Genomic DNA, 15,827 nt, shown 5'->3' on the forward strand with positions numbered 1-15,827 from the left:
GTAGGGCCAGCACGGCGCGTCCGATGAAGCGTGCTAACAGTCAGTTGTAGATAGCAGCTGAGCCATCGAAGTGGTGCTTCAGCAAGTCATTCACATTCGCCGTATCGAAAAAAACTTGCAAAATGCATTCCTGCAGTACGTTTCATCCTGGCTTGGCAGCGCGTATGGGTTCCTGTCGGAGGTGGGTGGAGAGCTGGTCCGTCTTCCAACTGGTATGGACAAGTAGTTTTCTCGCTGTGGCTCGACAGCAATAACATCTGTTCATTCAGATCCGCAAGGTCGCATGGAAAACCTAAACGCGAACCAAAGCCAATGATGGCTGCTCGCTTCCGGGCGGAAGCGCGCGCAACGCCAGCGAAGCGGACCGACAAGCCAGCCGTTTTCTCGATCATGCATTGGTCAAAGACCGCGATTTTGAGCCAGCAGGCCGGTTGGCTGGTTGAAACTGACTTCACCGCAAAGCTGCATCGGCTGGGACGAGGGCATCGGTGCTGGTTCTGTCAATTTCATCGCTAAACGCTGCAATAGATGCGGATAACCTGTGCTTATCAGACCTAATATAGCGAAGAGGTAGGCATGACGATATCCATGATCGTGAAGAGCAGCAATCGCCCCTTTGCGACCGCTGAGCGATAACGGCTTTACCAGGTGCGACGGGCACTCTGTGGGGAGCGGGTTTTCCCGCTAAGCAGACGACGCGGTGGATGTCACCGGCTTTGCCGATGTTGGCGGGTTAACTCGCTCCCACAAAGTCCGCTATCAGAGGCAAGGGCCGGCAAAGGCTCGCGCCCCACAGCGCGCCTCGGTCATTGATGATCGCGGTCGTAGCGGGTGCTTCAGGGCGATACAACGCGTTAACCCGGTCGCCTATCGCGTAGCCGAAGATCAACCCATTTTCGGAGTTCCTGATCATTCTGCCCGTGACGTCCCTAATTTGTGGATGATCGCCGCGCGTTCACAGCGCCGACATTGCCTTGGGAGCGTTGGGCGTGAGAGGCGCCGATGCAACGGACGCAGCGGCCGCCGACGAAGACATTCAGGACGACGGTCAAGTCATTTACGCATGAGGAGAAAGGCAATGGACAACTACCACCTGAGCCTAACCGCTGATGGCTGGGAGCTGAAGAAAACCGGTGCGGAACGAGCCGCCAAGCGCGCCGCTACGAAGCCGGGGTTGGTTGGTTCGCTGGCTGACTTCTTTGATGGCAAAACAGCTTCGGTGAAAATTCATAAAGCTGACGGCACCATCGAAGAAGAGCGTACCTACCCACGTTCGGCTGGCCAGAGGCGTTCGAAGGGGTGATACCAGTTACCGCTGCAGGCCTGGGTATCAATGTCAGCGATCCGACCGGGCATGGGCTGTACAAGTGGCTGCTCGCGAGCTTCCTGATCGGGAAGAGGATTCGTTCCTCCTTCGCCGTGGAGGAGTACCGAACTTGGTTGATCGGCATGGCCTGGATACGCCGGAGAAGTTGGCCCGCTGTTCCCATCGGGATCTCGTAAGACTCCTAGGCCAGGCAGGTTACGCGCGATACGACGAGTCCACGGCGAAGCGGCTTCATGCTTTGAGTGTTCGGGCCGCTAGCGAACTCGATGTTCAGTTGATCTCGCTGAAAAAGAACGAGTTGGACACCTTTGCCTTCCAGGCCTGGCTTTTGAGCTTCGAAGGGGTTGGCCCTAAAACTCTCGAGATTTTTATGCGTGAAGCAGCAGCCCTCCTTGAGCACCGCTCTACAGCGGGATCGTCACGCTGAAGCAGGTGCCGCTCTCTTTAGAGGATGACACGTCGATTTTCCCTCCATGACTGGCGACGATTTCAGCTGCGATGAAAAGGCCTAACCCCAGGCCTTGAGAAGCTTTGCTACCCGTCTCGGTATAACCAGAGTATCGACGATCAGGATCAAACAAGGATGGCATAGCGGCTGGAGAGATGGGCTCTCCGGCGTTTCTGACTCCGAAGGTCATTGTGTTGTGGCTGCCTTTGAGGGCGACCTGGATTGGCTGCTGCAGGTCACCATGCCTGACTGCATTACCAATCAGGTTGGTAAATACCTGAGCCATTCGCTCTGGATCAAAACCACCCACGACCGGATCGGTATCATTGAATATAACCGTCGCGTTTGGCTCCCCAGAACTCAGTTCCTTGATTGTCGTCCGGCAGATCAAATTCAGCTCGGTGGGACTTTTGACAACCGGACCCGCAAAGACCTGCTGATGGACATCGCCACTGAAGAGCTGAGCCACCTGGAGATTGTAGGCTCGATCATCGTGATGCTTAACAAGGGCGCCAAGGGCCGACTTGCTGAGGGGGTCGAAGAGGAGGGAGAGCTGTACCGAGCAATCAATGGCGCCGGTAACGATTCCCACATTACCAGCATCCTCTACGGCGCCGGCGCTCCGCTTACCAACTCGGCAGGGGTGCCCTGGAGTGCGGCCTATGTGGACACCATCGGTGAACCGACAGCTGATTTTCGCTCCAACATCGCTGCCGAAGCGCGGGCGAAGATCGTGTACGAGCGCCTGATGAACGTGACGGACGACCCAGGCGTGAAAGAGGCGCTGGGTTTCTTGATGACGCGAGAAATCGCACACCAGCTTTCTTTCGAAAAAGCACTGCACGCCATCCAGCCTAACTTCCCTCAGGGCAAGCTCCCTGGCATGCCGGAGTTCACCAACAAATATTTCAACATGTCGGGTGAGCCGAATGTGCGCGGCCCTTGGAATGAAGGCGAGGAGTGGGAGTACGTCGAGAATCCATCGGCTGCCGTTGATGGCGGAGATGGCACCGCTTCGGTAGAACTGGCCGCTCCTGATCTGGCGGTATTGGAAACCATGAAGCTGGGGACGAGGTCCGATCCAGCCAGCAACCCGGTCACCGGCGCGGATCTTGGTTCAGGCTTGGTCAACGGTAAAGATGACTGAATTTCGGGAGGCCGCAATGAGCACTTTGAAAAGGAGGGATAAGGCTCAGGTCGGCATCGGCTTTGAGCATTTGATGAGCGCGGCGGTAGCAGAGTTCGAGGCCGACTCGCGCCTGGCTTGCCGAGCGATGCGAGTAAAGATGGCCATAAGCATGTTCGGCGTTGGCTCCCTGCTGCCCAACGATCTGCCCCCAAAGCTTCCCATTGAGTCCTCACACGAGAGCTTGGTCAGCCACACCCTGCAGTGAAATCGATTTTCAAACCCAAGGAGAATGACGATGGTTGCTCGCAAAACAGTTGAAGACCTGTTCATCCATGAGCTTTCGGATGTGTACAGCGCTGAGAAGCAGATCACCAAAGCATTGCCGCGTCTGGCTAGGGCATCTACCAATCCGCTGCTGGCGGATGCGTTCACTTCACACCTAGCGGAAACCCAGGGGCAGATAGAGCGCATTGACCAGTTGGTAGAGTCCGCTGGATTGAAACTCAAGCGGATGAAGTGCGTAGCCATGGAGGGTTTGGTTGAGGAGAGCAAAGAGCTGATAGATGAAATCGAGAAGGGGGCGGTGCTCGATGCGGCGCTCATCGGGGCATGCCAGAAGGTTGAGCATTATGAGATCGCCAACTACGGCACCCTAATTGCGATGGCCAAGCACCTCGGTATGGAAGAGGCGGCCTCGCTGTTGGCCGACACGCTTGCAGAAGAAAAAGCTGTAGACGAGAAACTGTCAGCGATTGCCGAAGAAGGCGGCAACCAGGCCGCCACCCTCGAGAAGTAACGGGTCGGGCCCAGCCAAGGACGTGCTGGGCCTTCTAGGAATTTGTCATTTCCGCGATTTCTTTCTCGCAACGCGCGTCTTCTTATACAAAAAAAAATTCTTGTGGAGCATTTTGACCCGCCGGTCCGGTATCTCATCGGCGCGGTGGAAATCGGTCGCTATTCGGAGGTGATGCGCCCATGGTGGATAAATCCTTCAGCATAGACCTAGCGTCGTAAGAGAACGACATGCGCATTCGCGGTAAGGCTTTTTTGGGCATGGGCTGACCCCACGCTCCACCACCAGATCCATGATGAATCCCTCGCCGATGGTACAACCATTGACGTGCAAAGCAGGCTCTCTCGAGCTGGAGGAACTCAACTGTTCATCGGCGTGTACGCGCCAAGCGGCCTGGTTCTTGATGAACAATGTTTCGATTCACGACCGGGCCAGTCGATGACAACGGCTCTTTCCTGGGGCGTAGATATGGCGCTCCAGAGGGCGCGCGAGGCTTCATCTTCACTTTCTCAAACGGCTGACGTGTCGGATCGGTCTAAGGAGAGAGTGGAAGACTATGTCCGTATCCAGTGAGTCAGAAATTCAAGTTCAGCAAGCGCTGCTGCCAGTGTTTTCCGCAGCCGAGCAACTGAGGCTAGACCCTGAGGTCCTACGGCTCATGGCGATTGGTGGATTGACGCAGGACTCCCCTCCGGAATGGGTAACTCCGATTCTTCAACCAGAGGTCATTGAGTGGTTCCGCCGGCAAGCGAGATTTGCTGATCGGGACTGGCTCGAAGCTGCGCCTCGATGCCCTTGAGTTTTTGCATTTGCTGTTTCAGCTTTTCGACTTTAGTGCTGAGTAGCCACGACGCGGCATTACGACAGGCACTCATCGCGCCTGTTCCTCGATGGAGGACCGCCTGTTACTGCATACTGGTTTTCAGGATGCCGGAGTTGCTCCATGCAGAAGCAGTGTAAGACCGATAAAGAGCGGCGACTCAAGCGCTGCGAGCATGAAGCAGTAGGCGAGAGGGGCAAATCCGATTGGAGCAAGATCCGGAGATGATGAAGGTTCGCCTGGTGGAGCACACCTTTGGAACGAACAGATTCTGGAAGGGAAGCAACCAGTTCGTGACCAAAACCCTGCCGAGGTTAAGCACCGAAATGAGCCTTCACGTGCTCGCCTCCACAAACGCATGGTGAGCATTTTCGGCATCGCAGAGCTACTTGAGGCGATCAGGGCGTAACCCCGCCGTTTGCTGGCCCGTAAACAGCTACATGGGCCGCTGGCGCGGCCCGTGTAGCACTAAAAATGTCTATTTTTCTGGGTGAGTGTATTTACGCTCTCGCCTGATGATTCCGCAGGTAATCTGCTCGGTTCTCAGTTATCGATGCGATTCCTGCGTTTTTCCACAGCCTGGATCGATAGCGGTCAGTCGTTAAGGGCTGCCAGCAGCCAGAAATGATCACACTGAGTCCTCTACCGAGCTTCCCGTACTCAGTTAACCCTCGTAATCGCTCTTCTGTCAGTTCTCCTGCGGCAACCGCTTCGGCTTCAAGCTGCACTCCATCGGTATCAGTGGCTTTGAAGCGAGAGGGGTTAACCACGGGAGTCAGCTGGATACAAGCCCTGACCACCGGTCACCAAACAGGGCGATTGCCAAGCCTCCGAGCATCACGATTACCCCGGCCAACTTGAAACCAGATACCGGCCTCTCGACTGCCCCGAGCAGTCCCAAGTGATCGATAACTAGGGACGAAATGATCTGCCCGGCGATGGCGAGGCCAAGCAGCGCTGAAAGGCCTATTTTTGGCGCGAGTACGACGTAGCTGAGCAACGCGCCGGCACCTAGCAGACCACCTAGAAGGCTCCACAAAGGCTGGGCAGGGATAGCCGCGATTGAAGCCACTATCCCGCCACGCATCAACGAAAAGATGCCCAGGCATAGCGCACCGGCAGTAAAAGAAAACAGTGCCGCCGCTACGGAATCTCCACCCACACCTTTAGCGAGTTGGCCATTCAGCGTGGTCTGCAGGGTGATACCAAGCCCCGCGCAGATAGCCAGTAGGTAGTAGGCTGCATTCATTTAACGCCTCCTTACTTGGCTGACTCAAGCGGCAAGAATGCCTCGGCAAACATATCCGGCTGATAGCCAGCAGCAGCAAACAGATGCTCACGGGACTCGTCGATCGCCGCGCGCAGCTTTTCGCTATTCACACCCAGAACCTTGCCGCCCTGCTTGACGATACGCCCGCTGATCATGACAGTGTCGACATTGCTGCGCTCTGCCGCATGTACCACGGTGCCGAAGGCATTACCTGACGGATAAAGGTTGATGTCCTGCGCGTTGATAAGGATCATGTCAGCCTGTTTGCCGGGAACCAGGCTGCCGATTTTGTCATGCAAGCCAGCGCAGGTGGCGCCGTCGACAGTCGCGGCTTTGAGCAGAACATGGGCGGGCAGGGTCACCACCGGATGATGGTCTTCGCTGCAGCAGCGCTGCTGATGCATGCCCAGGACGCGCTGCAGATAAAACGCTACCCGCATCTCCATGAACATGTCGCCGCTGTAGGACGTTTCGTTATCAACGCTCAGCCCAGGGCTGATGCCATGACGCTGAGCCGCCTGCATGGCGAACATTCCGTCTTCAATGCCGTAGTGGGCATCTGAACGCGGGCATACGTTGACCCGCACGCCAGCCTCGCGAAGGATCTTCCACCCGGCGTCCGGCAGCGCGGTGCAGTGGTTGAAGATGTTGTCAGAGCGCAGCAGCCCCTCGCGATGCAAACCTTCCAATTCAGCTGCCATGTCCCCACCAAAAAACTCGGTGATGATCGGTAATCCCAGGCGCCTGGCCTCAGCCCACAGCTCAGGTTCCAGCTGCGCCATCACTGCCAGTGAGAGCAGCGGGTTGTCACCGTTCTTGATGTATTTGTCCTGCAGACGCTCGAGGTTGCCCGGCCAGTGGGCTTTGTCCCACTCACCCGCCACCGGCGCTCCCGAAGCATGTACGGCGCGTATGCCTGCATCGAGCAGCGCCTCTACTGCGGCATCGGAGTGCGCACCGGTGCGGCTGTTATGCGAGTTGTCGACAAGGGTCGTGATACCAGCATCGATACAGCCCAATGCACTCAGCAGGTTGCCGATATACATGTCCGCCGGACGGTAATATTTGGCGAACGAAAAGTGGGTGGCGTTGCAGTAATCCTCCAGGGTTGCGGCGTTCGGATTAATTCGCCGTAGTTGCCCCTCCCAGGAGTGACGGTGGGTATCGACCATGCCCGGCATGGCGATCATGCCGGATGCCTCAATCACAACAGCGTCGCCGGCTTCGAGATTTTCATCGATGGCCGAGATGGTGCTGCCTTCTATGAGGATATCGCCACGCGCCAGATTGCCGATGTCGCCGTCCATGCTCAGCACAGTTGCGCCGCGGATAAGTGTGCGTCCGGCCGGAGCGGCTGGAGCCTGCACTATGCTGCGGTTGTATTCACCCATTTCAGTACCCCTCTTCGAATTTCGTTGGAAGCAATGTACGCAATGCGATACTGCGGGAAAAAGATGGTAGAACTGTTTTTATTATTCAATTTATGCGAATAATAATGCCTCCTTTCATTGCTCCAAGGCTGTTACCCGTCATGGACCGTATTCAAGCAATGCAGGTTTTCGTCCGTGTGGCTGAGGCAGGAAGCTTTAGCCAGGCGGCGCAGACGCTCTCTCTACCGGCCTCAACGGTGACCAGCAGCGTTAAAAACCTTGAGAAGTACCTGCAGGTGCGCCTGCTGAACAGAACAACGCGGCGGGTTAGCCTGACGCCTGAAGGCGCCCAATATCTGGGGCAATGCAGGGAAATATTGGGACTGATCGAACGCACGGAGACCAGCCTGACGGATTCCGTGAAACGCCCGCAGGGACGTTTGCGCGTCGATATGCCGGGCGGCATTGCCCACTTCATCGTCATTCCAAACCTGCAAGACTTTTACCGGCGCTACCCGGATATTTACCTGATGATAGGCGTCAACGATCGGCAGGTTGACCTGCTTCAGGAGGGAGTCGACTGCGTCATTCGTACAGGCGAGCTTGATGACTCAACGCTCGTTGCGCGACCACTAGGCCGTTTTCGCTGGGTGACCTGTGCATCTGCTGCCTATCTCGAAGAGAACGGTACTCCGCAGACTCCGCGAGATTTGTCTCGTCACCGGGCCATCCATTACTTCTCGGGCCGTGCAAGGCAAGCAGGTGAGATGCGCTTCGCCCGGGGCGACGAGAAAATCTCAGTACCGGTCAAGGGCACAGCAGCCGTCAACGAGACTGGGCTCTACATCAAAATGTGCCTTGAAGGCTTTGGGCTCGTGCAACTCGCCGAGAATGTTGTTTCCGAACATCTACGATGGGGGCGGCTGGTCGAAGTGCTTGCTGACTGGCAGCCTGACCGGGTTCCTGTACACTTGTTATATCCACATCAGCGCTTTCTATCACCAGCTGTGCAGGCGTTCGCTGACTGGATCGCTGGGCTAGTTCACGACGGCGGTTCGCCTGCTGGCTGATCAGGAGATGAAAGCTACTCCGGACTAAAATGCCAATCACTATTGGCGTTTATGGGATGGTTGAATGGTGCGCCTGGCTTGGCGCAGCAGTAGTGGACCATGGCTGCAATTAAAAAAACGACGCATTCCGCTGCTCCTGAAAGTGAGCCGTGTCGTCAGCTTCATTTGCACGCAAACCGATGAACGTCAGGCCGAGCATTATGCTGGCGCCCGAGCCGAAGCGCAGGGAGGAGGCCCTCAACATGGCGTAGCCTGGCGCGTAAATGATCCTAATGAGGAGTTAGGTAATTTTGCCCGTCCATTTCGGCTCGGAAGCGGCTCATTCTATGACCGGGCCATGCGGGCGCGTATACCCTTGCCGTGCTGCGCAGACTGCGGGTATCGCAGCCCGGCCAGCAATACCCGCCGACGTATGCTGCTAGCGACTTTATGACTTGCCCCCGTGACTACCCCTGATCTGCAATAGCCTTATCTGCGCAAGGTTTCAAATATAAATGCCCTGAACCATTGATTGCCGGCATCAGCGTCGTAGGCACCATGCCAATGAACGGTAGACTCGACCCCCGGCATCTCCACTGGCAGCGGGTAAATCACGAAATCATTCGAATGATTCAGCGCATGTGCGACGCCTTCAGGTAGGGTGACCATCCACCCTGTATGCCTGAGTATCTGCGGCACAACTGTAAAGTGGGGTACCCTCAAAGCGATGTGTCGATTCAGGCCACGTGAGGCCAGAGTGTCCTCGATGGCTAAGTGGCTGCTGTCAGTGGAGGTGACACTGACATGGGAGAGGGCAAGAAAATCCTCCACGCTGATTTTCCCGGCCGGAAGTCCGTCACGCTTGCGAGTCATGCAGGCGTATTGCTCTCGGAACAGGGATTGGTACCGGGTGGTTGTTTTCAGTGTGGGCAGGTTACCAATTGCGAAGTCCAGTTGCCCCATACGCATCCGCTCGACCACCATGGCGACGGGTACCAGCTCTGATGAGAGCTTAATGGCCGGCGCAAGCGTTTGAAGCCGTTCACAAAGCGACGGCAGGAACACCTGTTCGCCGATGTCTGACATACACAAACGGAACTCCCGGTCGCTAGTACCAGGATCGAAGGGTTCGGTTTCATTCAGAGCATCGCGTATTGCCGTGAGTGCCCGTCCGATCGGTAGGGCGATCCGCTCGGCGGTCTGGGTCGGCATCATGCCTTCCGGCGTGCGTACGAATAGCGCATCATCAAAAAGCTTGCGAAGTCGACCCAAGGCGTAACTTACAGCAGGTTGTGTGATCGCCAGGCGTCCAGCCGCGAGTGTCAAGCTGCGTTCCTCCATTATGGCCTGAAAAACCCTAAGCAGATTTAGATCGACATCATTCAAGTTGCGCATTCGTATAAATACCGTTTATCAATTGTATAATTGCCATGAATTTGACTTATAGGGTACAGGTTCATAGACTTCGGAACAACAGCGAGGCGATACAACAATCTGAGGCTTTGAGTGATGGACACAGGTTTTTGCAAACAACAAGCAGTTGGCGGGGCATTAACACTTCCGGTGCTGCTGTTGAAACGTATTGAACGCAGCCCTGAAACGGCGCTTTTTTCCGACCGAAGCTGCACTTGGACTGCTGCGCAACTTGTCGACGTGATAGGACGGCGTGCCACAACACTCGCGGAATATGGGATAAAGCGTGGAGATCGGGTTGGATTGATGTGCGCCAACCGCGCCGAGTTCCTTGAAGTGCTGTTGGCATGTGGTTGGCTGGGCGCGGTTGCGGTGCCTATTAATACCGCCTGTCGGGGCATGCAGTTGAATCATGTGCTGGCTAATAGTGGGGCGCGCTTGTTGGTCAGTGAAGAGGTCAATCTGGATGTGCTCGCGGCACTTGATTACTCTGCGCTTGCTGTCGAAGCCCTGTGGGTCCTTTCGCCGCAAGGCGATGTCAACGCGGTTTGGCAGGAGCGGTTGAGGGTGCGGTCGATGCCCCCTCGCAGTGCGTCCATGGCCCCACCTGCAGTGCTCGAGGATGGCGACCCGCTGGTTATCCTTTACACCTCCGGGACTTCCGGGTTGTCCAAGGGCGTGATCTGCCCGCACGCCCAATTCTTTTGGTGGGGGCTGAATACCGGTGGCGACCTACAGGTGCGCCCCGGGGATGTGCTGTATACATGCCTGCCGTTGTTCCATACCAATGCATTGAACGCCTTTTTCCAGGCCTTGCTGCACGACGCACAGCTGGTGGTAGACAAACGTTTTTCCGCTAGCGGCTTCTACCAGGCGCTTGCGGAAACCGGGGCCACAGTGACGTATCTGCTGGGAGCCATGGTGCCTATCCTTCTCAGCCGTCCGCACAATGAGCTCGAGCGCGCGCATAACGTGCGTGTCGCGCTAGCCCCAGGCGTCCCTGAACAGTTCCACGCCCCTTTTATTCAACGCACAGGCATAGGCCTCATCGATGGTTATGGGGCTACCGAAACCAATGCCGTGATTGGAGGGACTCTGGAGAATCAGCGGCCTGGTTTTATGGGCCGATTGGCCAAAGGCTTCAGTGCCCGGGTGGTAGACAGCCAGGATCAGCCGGTAGCGGATGGCGAACCAGGAGAGCTTGTGTTGCGCGCTGAGCAGCCCTTCGCTTTCGCCTGCGGCTACTTTGGTATGCCGGAAAAGACTGTCGAAGCCTGGCGCAACCTGTGGTATCACACCGGCGACCGGGTTGTGCGCGATAGCGACGGCTATTTCCGCTTTGTTGACCGCTTGAAGGACACAATCCGTCGCCGTGGAGAGAACATCTCGTCTTTTGAGGTGGAGCAGGTTCTGTCGAGCCACCCCGCGGTGGAGCTCGTGGCGGTATATGCGGTGAAATCCGAACTGGCGGAAGATGAAGTCATGGCATCTATCGTCATCAAGGAGGGGACTAAGCTCGATCCATTGGAGCTGACGCAATATTGTGAGTCACGGTTGGCGTATTTCGCCGTGCCGCGTTACTTAGATTTTGTTATCGAGTTGCCGAAAACCGAAAACGGCAAAGTTCAGAAATATAAATTGAGAGAACTCGGCGTTACCGCCAGTACATGGGACCTAGAGTGCTCCGGCTACAGGCTTAAACGCGCCTAATCATTTAGCTTTGACTGCCGTGCAATAACAAAAGATGCAACAACAATAAAAATAGCGTTCATAAATATTCAGTCATTGACGGAGACGGCCATGACGGGCACGCATTCGCTTGAACTATCAGATAACCAGTCGGAGCACAGTCATGTTTCCGCTGCAGTTGATAACCGAGTACCGATCGACAGTAAGACCTTTCGCAAGATCGTCTTGGCTTCTGTCACTGGCACGGCGTTGGAGTGGTACGACTTCTTTCTCTACAGCACAGCGGCGGCGCTCATATTCGGGGAATTGTTTTTCCCCAAGGGCACCGATCCACTGGTGGGTACGATCGCGGCACTGGCCGGGTTTGCATTGGGTTTTCTCGCGCGGCCTTTCGGTGGGGTGATATTCGGCCATATCGGGGACAAGTACGGTCGCAAAAAAGCCTTGGTATGGACGCTCTCTATCATGGGCGGGGCAACTTTCTTGATCGGATTGTTGCCCACCTACGCTCAAGCGGGCATGTGGGCGCCCGCGTTGCTACTGCTGTTACGTATCTTGCAGGGCATCGCAGCAGGAGGCGAGTGGGGCGGTGGCGTGCTGATGATCAGCGAGTCGGCGCCACCTGAGCGCCGCGGCTTCTACGCTTCGATTAGTCAGATCGGAGTGGGCGGTGGGTTCGTCTTGTCCGCAGCGGTGTTCTATCTAGTCCAGTTGTTGCCGGAGCGGGATTTCCACAGCTGGGGTTGGCGCATTCCGTTCCTTATCTCGATCGTCATATTCGTCCTGGGCGTCTACATTCGCCGGACATTGCCAGAGAGTCAGGATTTCCAGCGAGCTGAGGCAACGGGCAAGACGGCGCATATGCCCGTGCTGGATGTGTTGCGCAGATATCCGCGGGAAGTGCTGATGGCCATGGGGTTGCGAGTGGCTGAAAACGGCGGCTCCTACATCATGCTGGCGTTCGCTCTTGTCTACGGCAAGTTTCTTGGCGTGCCCAATAGTGTGATGCTGGCGGGAGTCACGTTCTCCACGTGCGTGGAGTTGGTGGCCATGCTGTTCTGGGGGCGTTTGTCGGACCGCATAGGTCGCAAGCCGGTATATATGGTGGGTGCCTTAGGGATGGTGCTAATGGCATTCCCATTCTTCTGGTTACTCGAGACCCGAGAGCCTGCCTGGATCTGGCTCGCCTTCCTCATTGGCAATGCCATCTGCCACGGGGCCATGATCGGTACGCAGCCTAGTCTTATGGGCGAACTGTTCAGCACTGAGGTCCGCTATTCCGGAATGGCTCTCGGGCACGAAGTCGCCTCGGTATTCTCCGGTGGCCTGACGCCGATGATCGCTACCGCCTTGCTGGCGCATTACCAGGCTAGTTGGCCAGTTTCTCTGATGATGATGGCGCTGGGGCTGATCACAGTCATCTCTCTTTGTTTCACCAAGGAGACCCGCGTGCGGGCCAAAGGAGGGCGGTCATGAACCGGTCAGCAAGCAATGACGCCGTGGCGCTGATCGCCGGGGCCCTGGAAGTACCTTACAACCGGCGCGGCACGGGTGAGTCGACGTCGCAACTGCTCGGCAGGGCGGTGCAGCAATTGCTGCGCCAGGCAGGCGTGGCAGCGCATGAGGTCGACGGCCTGGGCGTGGCATCCTTCACCCACCGGCCGGACAACGCCATCGATCTGGCGTGGCGCCTCGGGCTGACCCTGACCTGGTGCATGGATGACCGCAATGGCGGGGCTAGCGCGATCAATATGCTGCAGCATGCCGTGCGTGCCATCCAGCACGGTGATGCCAACGTGATCGTATTGGTGGCCGGTGATACGTTCACCCCGGAGGATTTCAAGACTCTGGTCGACCATTACAACCGGACCACCGAGGAGTACCTCAAGCCGCTTCAGCACGGCGGGCCCAATGGGGTGTTCGCGATGCTCACCCAGCGTCATGCGCAACGCACCGGCCTTGGCCGCGAAGACTATGCAGAGCTGTGCATTGCCCAGCGAGCCTGGGCGCAGCGCAACCCGCTGGCGGTCTACCGCGAGCCGCTGACCATCGAGCAGTACCTTGAGGCGCCCATGGTGGCCGACCCGCTGTGCCGGTTTGACTGCGTACCGGTAGTCAATGGCGCCAACGCCATCCTGCTGACCCGCGCCGACCTCGCCCGCAACACGGTCAACGTGGCGGTGCGTGCAGTAAAGGCGCTGCACAACGATGACCACCAGGCTGGCGATGGCCTGCAGACGCCGCTGGCAAAGATTGCCGACACGCTGTGGGACCGCGCCAATACCGGGCCTGATGCCATGGACCTGGCGTGCGTGTATGACGACTATCCGGTCATGGCCCTGATCCAGCTCGCCGACCTGGGCTTCGTCCCCGACGACGATTACCGGCGAGCGCTGCGGCGGATAGGCCGTTTCGAACTGCCGGTGAATACCTCGGGCGGGCAGCTCTCGGCCGGCCAGGCGGGCGCGGCGGGGGGTATGCATGGGTTGGTCGAAGCTATTACCCAGCTGCTTGGCGACGCCGGTCAACGCCAGGTCAGCAATGCGCGCCTGGCGGTGGTGACCGGCTATGGCATGGTCCAGTATCGCTACGGCATGTGCGCCAACGCGGTGGTGCTCGAACGGTGGCAAGGGGGTGTGGCATGGCGTTCATGATCCAGCAATGTGTCGGTTGCGGCCAGGCCAGTTTCCCGCCGCGTTACAGCTGCCCGCGCTGCGGTGAGGCGCAGTGGCAGGAAGTCTCTGCCGGGGCCGCCCGGATTGCTCAGGCTACCGTGGTGCGCGCGCGGATCGGGATCGCTACCGCAGAGCTCCTGCACCTGGCTAGTGTCGAGCTGAGCGATGGGCCAGTGGTAATTGCCCAGACTGCAGAGCCTTTGCCTCCAGGCACCTTGGTAGAGCTCGCCATAGATGAATATCGGCGAATCGTAGCCCACCCGGCCGACCGCGACTTGTAATCAACAACTGTTCGAGCCGACCTCGATCGCCGAAGCGTGCGTCGTCGGCCGACCCCCAGCTAGTCATTCCCTGACCATGCATGGCCTCAAGGCCTTGCGCGTGGTGCACGTGAGTACCCAGGAGTGTGGTTATGCCTGCAGTGATCGATTACCGACTAGTGTCTGGCTTAGGGCTGGCGCTGGCTTGCCAACAGGCCTTGGCAGATGAACTATGGGCCGATGCTTCAACATATTTTCAGCAGGGAAGCTTGTCCGGTTTAACCCGGAACTTTTATCTCAACCGCGACTTCCGCAACGGTGGTGCCAACCGCCGATCAGGCACCGTTAACGGTTATCGCGCGGAGTGGGCGCAAGGCTTAACTCTGGACTACATCTCCCCGTTCACGACTGGTGTTGTCGGCTTGGGATTCGACGCGCATCTGTATGCGGGATTGAAGCTTGACAGCGGTCGTGGCAAGACCGGCACCAACCTGCTTCACGTCAACAACGACGGTGATGTGGCGAATGAGTACAGCGTGGGCGGCGGTGCGCTCAAGCTCAAGTACCGTGAAACGGTGCTCAAATACGGCTCCATGGAATTGCGCACCTCTCCGGTGTTCCTCACCGATGGTGGCTCCGGGCGCCTGTTGCCGCAAACGGTGACAGCATGGCAGCTCATCAGTCGCGATCTGCAGCCGCTAACCTTCGATGCCGCCCACATCACCGCCGGCAAGGCGCCTTCGGAGAACCGCAACGACAGCACGCTACGTTCCCTGTATGGCGCTACGGAGACGGATACGGTCGATTATCTCAGCCTGAATTATGAGCAGGGCGCAGTCAAAGGCTACCTCAGCACTCAACGTGCCGAAGATCTTTGGCGCCAGGATTACCTGGGGTTTCGCTACTTGCCTGCCCTCGTCGAGGGGCTGACCCCAACCTTGAATTTCAGCATGTACCGAACGGTCGACATCGGTGCCGCCCATGGCGGGCCCATCGACAACTTAACCTGGTCCTTTGCTCCGGGCGTCAAGTTCGGTGCCCATTCCCTCATGCTTGCATACCAGAAGGTGCAGGGCGACACGCCCTTCGATTATATGGCGTTCCGAGACGGGCAAACCACCGTGGCACAGCTGGCTAACAATGTGCAGCTCAGTGACTTCAACGCGCCCAACGATCGGTCCTGGCAGGTTCGTTACGACTATGACTTCAGTGCGCGTGGCGTGCCTGGCCTGAGGTTCATGATTCGCTACATGCAGGGACAGGGTGGCAAAGGCTCCGATATCGAACCGTACAGTTCCTACTATCCCCTCGGATTTCGAGATGGGGGGCGCCACTGGGAACGCAATATCGAGATGCAATATGTCGTGCAAGACGGGCCGGCGAAAAACCTCAGCTTGAGAGCGCGGTACGGCGTGCACCGCGGTAATTCGGCTGAGCCACGCGGTGACATGGATGAGATTCGCCTGATCACCGAATTCCCTTTCAAGCTGCTGTAGATGGCGCCGTTGGCAATGCTTCATCAAAGCTGCTTCGCCAAGAATTCATGTAGAGCAATGTCTGTCCGCTTACCGTAGAAGGAGTAAT

Annotated in this window: 15 protein-coding genes and 3 pseudogenes; 13 read left to right on the forward strand and 5 right to left on the reverse strand. The window is 57.3% G+C overall.

All coding sequences use genetic code 11. The features are described 5' to 3' along the window. Positions 1-1,078 precede the first annotated feature (1,078 nt). Positions 1,079-1,303 carry a DUF2188 domain-containing protein gene (locus E2H86_RS00790; RefSeq protein WP_133323981.1) on the forward strand — a complete coding sequence of 75 codons (225 nt, stop codon included), beginning with the start codon at positions 1,079-1,081 and terminating at the stop codon, positions 1,301-1,303. Next, positions 1,300-1,754: pseudogene (locus tag E2H86_RS00795) on the forward strand (DNA methylase). Before E2H86_RS00790 ends, E2H86_RS00795 begins: the two are co-directional and overlap by 4 nt. Here E2H86_RS00795 and E2H86_RS26500 read toward each other — a convergent pair. Continuing rightward, positions 1,732-2,061: a sensor histidine kinase gene (locus E2H86_RS26500; RefSeq protein ID WP_081255333.1), complete on the reverse strand. Its 330-nt coding sequence runs from the start codon at positions 2,059-2,061 to the stop codon at positions 1,732-1,734. The pseudogene E2H86_RS00795 and the gene E2H86_RS26500 sit on opposite strands and share 23 nt — an antisense overlap. Between E2H86_RS26500 and E2H86_RS00805 the strand changes: the two genes are divergently transcribed. From E2H86_RS00805 to E2H86_RS26140, 4 genes and pseudogenes are all read left to right on the forward strand, one after another. Further along, positions 1,972-2,922 (forward strand): manganese catalase family protein, encoded by a 951-nt coding sequence (locus E2H86_RS00805; protein ID WP_243744013.1) that lies wholly within the window; start codon positions 1,972-1,974, stop codon positions 2,920-2,922. The genes E2H86_RS26500 and E2H86_RS00805 overlap by 90 nt on opposite strands. A gap of 16 nt (positions 2,923-2,938) precedes the next feature. Next, positions 2,939-3,169: a hypothetical protein gene (locus E2H86_RS00810; RefSeq protein WP_033695117.1), complete on the forward strand. Its 231-nt coding sequence runs from the start codon at positions 2,939-2,941 to the stop codon at positions 3,167-3,169. Positions 3,170-3,199: 30 nt separating this feature from the next. Next, a complete protein-coding gene (locus E2H86_RS00815; protein ID WP_133323982.1) occupies positions 3,200-3,700 on the forward strand; it encodes a YciE/YciF ferroxidase family protein in 501 nt (166 codons plus the stop codon). A gap of 227 nt (positions 3,701-3,927) precedes the next feature. Further along, positions 3,928-4,270, forward strand: a pseudogene (locus tag E2H86_RS26140) (hypothetical protein). Positions 4,271-4,422: 152 nt separating this feature from the next. Here the strand turns inward: E2H86_RS26140 and E2H86_RS25900 are convergent. Then, positions 4,423-4,572, reverse strand: a complete 150-nt coding sequence (locus E2H86_RS25900; protein WP_155738207.1) for a hypothetical protein — start codon at positions 4,570-4,572, stop codon at positions 4,423-4,425. 14 nt (positions 4,573-4,586) lie between these two features. Between E2H86_RS25900 and E2H86_RS26145 the strand changes: the two are divergent. Continuing rightward, positions 4,587-4,926 (forward strand): annotated as a pseudogene (locus E2H86_RS26145) (IS5/IS1182 family transposase); the annotation flags it as partial. A gap of 366 nt (positions 4,927-5,292) precedes the next feature. Here the strand turns inward: E2H86_RS26145 and E2H86_RS00830 are convergent. Beyond that, on the reverse strand, positions 5,293-5,766 hold the full coding sequence (locus tag E2H86_RS00830; protein WP_027915656.1) for a DMT family transporter: 474 nt from the start codon (positions 5,764-5,766) through the stop codon (positions 5,293-5,295). A gap of 11 nt (positions 5,767-5,777) precedes the next feature. Continuing rightward, positions 5,778-7,178 carry an amidohydrolase family protein gene (locus E2H86_RS00835; protein WP_133323983.1) on the reverse strand — a complete coding sequence of 467 codons (1,401 nt, stop codon included), beginning with the start codon at positions 7,176-7,178 and terminating at the stop codon, positions 5,778-5,780. 140 nt (positions 7,179-7,318) lie between these two features. Here E2H86_RS00835 and E2H86_RS00840 point away from each other — a divergent pair, with 140 nt between their 5' ends. After that, positions 7,319-8,227: a LysR family transcriptional regulator gene (locus E2H86_RS00840; RefSeq protein WP_133323984.1), complete on the forward strand. Its 909-nt coding sequence runs from the start codon at positions 7,319-7,321 to the stop codon at positions 8,225-8,227. A 468-nt stretch (positions 8,228-8,695) separates the two neighbouring features. On the opposite strand, the gene E2H86_RS00845 is transcribed toward E2H86_RS00840, so the two are convergent. Next, on the reverse strand, positions 8,696-9,601 hold the full coding sequence (locus tag E2H86_RS00845) for a LysR family transcriptional regulator (RefSeq protein WP_133323985.1): 906 nt from the start codon (positions 9,599-9,601) through the stop codon (positions 8,696-8,698). 114 nt (positions 9,602-9,715) lie between these two features. Here E2H86_RS00845 and E2H86_RS00850 point away from each other — a divergent pair, with 114 nt between their 5' ends. The 5 genes from E2H86_RS00850 to E2H86_RS00870 all read left to right on the forward strand — a co-directional run bounded on the left by E2H86_RS00850 (position 9,716) and on the right by E2H86_RS00870 (position 15,739). Next, positions 9,716-11,329 (forward strand): ATP-dependent acyl-CoA ligase, encoded by a 1,614-nt coding sequence (locus tag E2H86_RS00850; RefSeq protein WP_133323986.1) that lies wholly within the window; start codon positions 9,716-9,718, stop codon positions 11,327-11,329. A 90-nt stretch (positions 11,330-11,419) separates the two neighbouring features. Further along, complete coding sequence (locus tag E2H86_RS00855; protein WP_025754668.1) at positions 11,420-12,784, forward strand: MFS transporter; 1,365 nt, start codon at positions 11,420-11,422, stop codon at positions 12,782-12,784. Beyond that, positions 12,781-13,962 (forward strand): thiolase family protein, encoded by a 1,182-nt coding sequence (locus E2H86_RS00860; protein ID WP_027915661.1) that lies wholly within the window; start codon positions 12,781-12,783, stop codon positions 13,960-13,962. Before E2H86_RS00855 ends, E2H86_RS00860 begins: the two co-directional genes overlap by 4 nt. Beyond that, on the forward strand, positions 13,950-14,264 hold the full coding sequence (locus E2H86_RS00865; RefSeq protein WP_027915662.1) for a Zn-ribbon domain-containing OB-fold protein: 315 nt from the start codon (positions 13,950-13,952) through the stop codon (positions 14,262-14,264). The genes E2H86_RS00860 and E2H86_RS00865 overlap by 13 nt, the downstream gene beginning before the upstream one ends. A 131-nt stretch (positions 14,265-14,395) precedes the next feature. Continuing rightward, positions 14,396-15,739 carry an OprD family outer membrane porin gene (locus E2H86_RS00870; RefSeq protein ID WP_133323987.1) on the forward strand — a complete coding sequence of 448 codons (1,344 nt, stop codon included), beginning with the start codon at positions 14,396-14,398 and terminating at the stop codon, positions 15,737-15,739. Positions 15,740-15,827 lie beyond the last annotated feature (88 nt).

The organism is Pseudomonas putida, assembly GCF_004357765.1.
Lineage (GTDB): Bacteria > Pseudomonadota > Gammaproteobacteria > Pseudomonadales > Pseudomonadaceae > Aquipseudomonas > Aquipseudomonas putida_U.

What these genes read in the sequence shown, in the direction of transcription:
- E2H86_RS00790 (WP_133323981.1), top strand. Translation starts at nt 1,079, where the DNA reads ATGGACAACTACCACCTGAGCCTAACCGCTGATGGCTGGGAGCTGAAG.
- E2H86_RS26500 (WP_081255333.1), bottom strand. Translation starts at nt 2,061, where the DNA reads ATGGCTCAGGTATTTACCAACCTGATTGGTAATGCAGTCAGGCATGGT.
- E2H86_RS00810 (WP_033695117.1), top strand. Translation starts at nt 2,939, where the DNA reads ATGAGCACTTTGAAAAGGAGGGATAAGGCTCAGGTCGGCATCGGCTTT.
- E2H86_RS00815 (WP_133323982.1), top strand. Translation starts at nt 3,200, where the DNA reads ATGGTTGCTCGCAAAACAGTTGAAGACCTGTTCATCCATGAGCTTTCG.
- E2H86_RS25900 (WP_155738207.1), bottom strand. Translation starts at nt 4,572, where the DNA reads ATGAGTGCCTGTCGTAATGCCGCGTCGTGGCTACTCAGCACTAAAGTC.
- E2H86_RS00830 (WP_027915656.1), bottom strand. Translation starts at nt 5,766, where the DNA reads ATGAATGCAGCCTACTACCTACTGGCTATCTGCGCGGGGCTTGGTATC.
- E2H86_RS00835 (WP_133323983.1), bottom strand. Translation starts at nt 7,178, where the DNA reads ATGGGTGAATACAACCGCAGCATAGTGCAGGCTCCAGCCGCTCCGGCC.
- E2H86_RS00840 (WP_133323984.1), top strand. Translation starts at nt 7,319, where the DNA reads ATGGACCGTATTCAAGCAATGCAGGTTTTCGTCCGTGTGGCTGAGGCA.
- E2H86_RS00845 (WP_133323985.1), bottom strand. Translation starts at nt 9,601, where the DNA reads ATGCGCAACTTGAATGATGTCGATCTAAATCTGCTTAGGGTTTTTCAG.
- E2H86_RS00850 (WP_133323986.1), top strand. Translation starts at nt 9,716, where the DNA reads ATGGACACAGGTTTTTGCAAACAACAAGCAGTTGGCGGGGCATTAACA.
- E2H86_RS00855 (WP_025754668.1), top strand. Translation starts at nt 11,420, where the DNA reads ATGACGGGCACGCATTCGCTTGAACTATCAGATAACCAGTCGGAGCAC.
- E2H86_RS00860 (WP_027915661.1), top strand. Translation starts at nt 12,781, where the DNA reads ATGAACCGGTCAGCAAGCAATGACGCCGTGGCGCTGATCGCCGGGGCC.
- E2H86_RS00865 (WP_027915662.1), top strand. Translation starts at nt 13,950, where the DNA reads ATGGCGTTCATGATCCAGCAATGTGTCGGTTGCGGCCAGGCCAGTTTC.
- E2H86_RS00870 (WP_133323987.1), top strand. Translation starts at nt 14,396, where the DNA reads ATGCCTGCAGTGATCGATTACCGACTAGTGTCTGGCTTAGGGCTGGCG.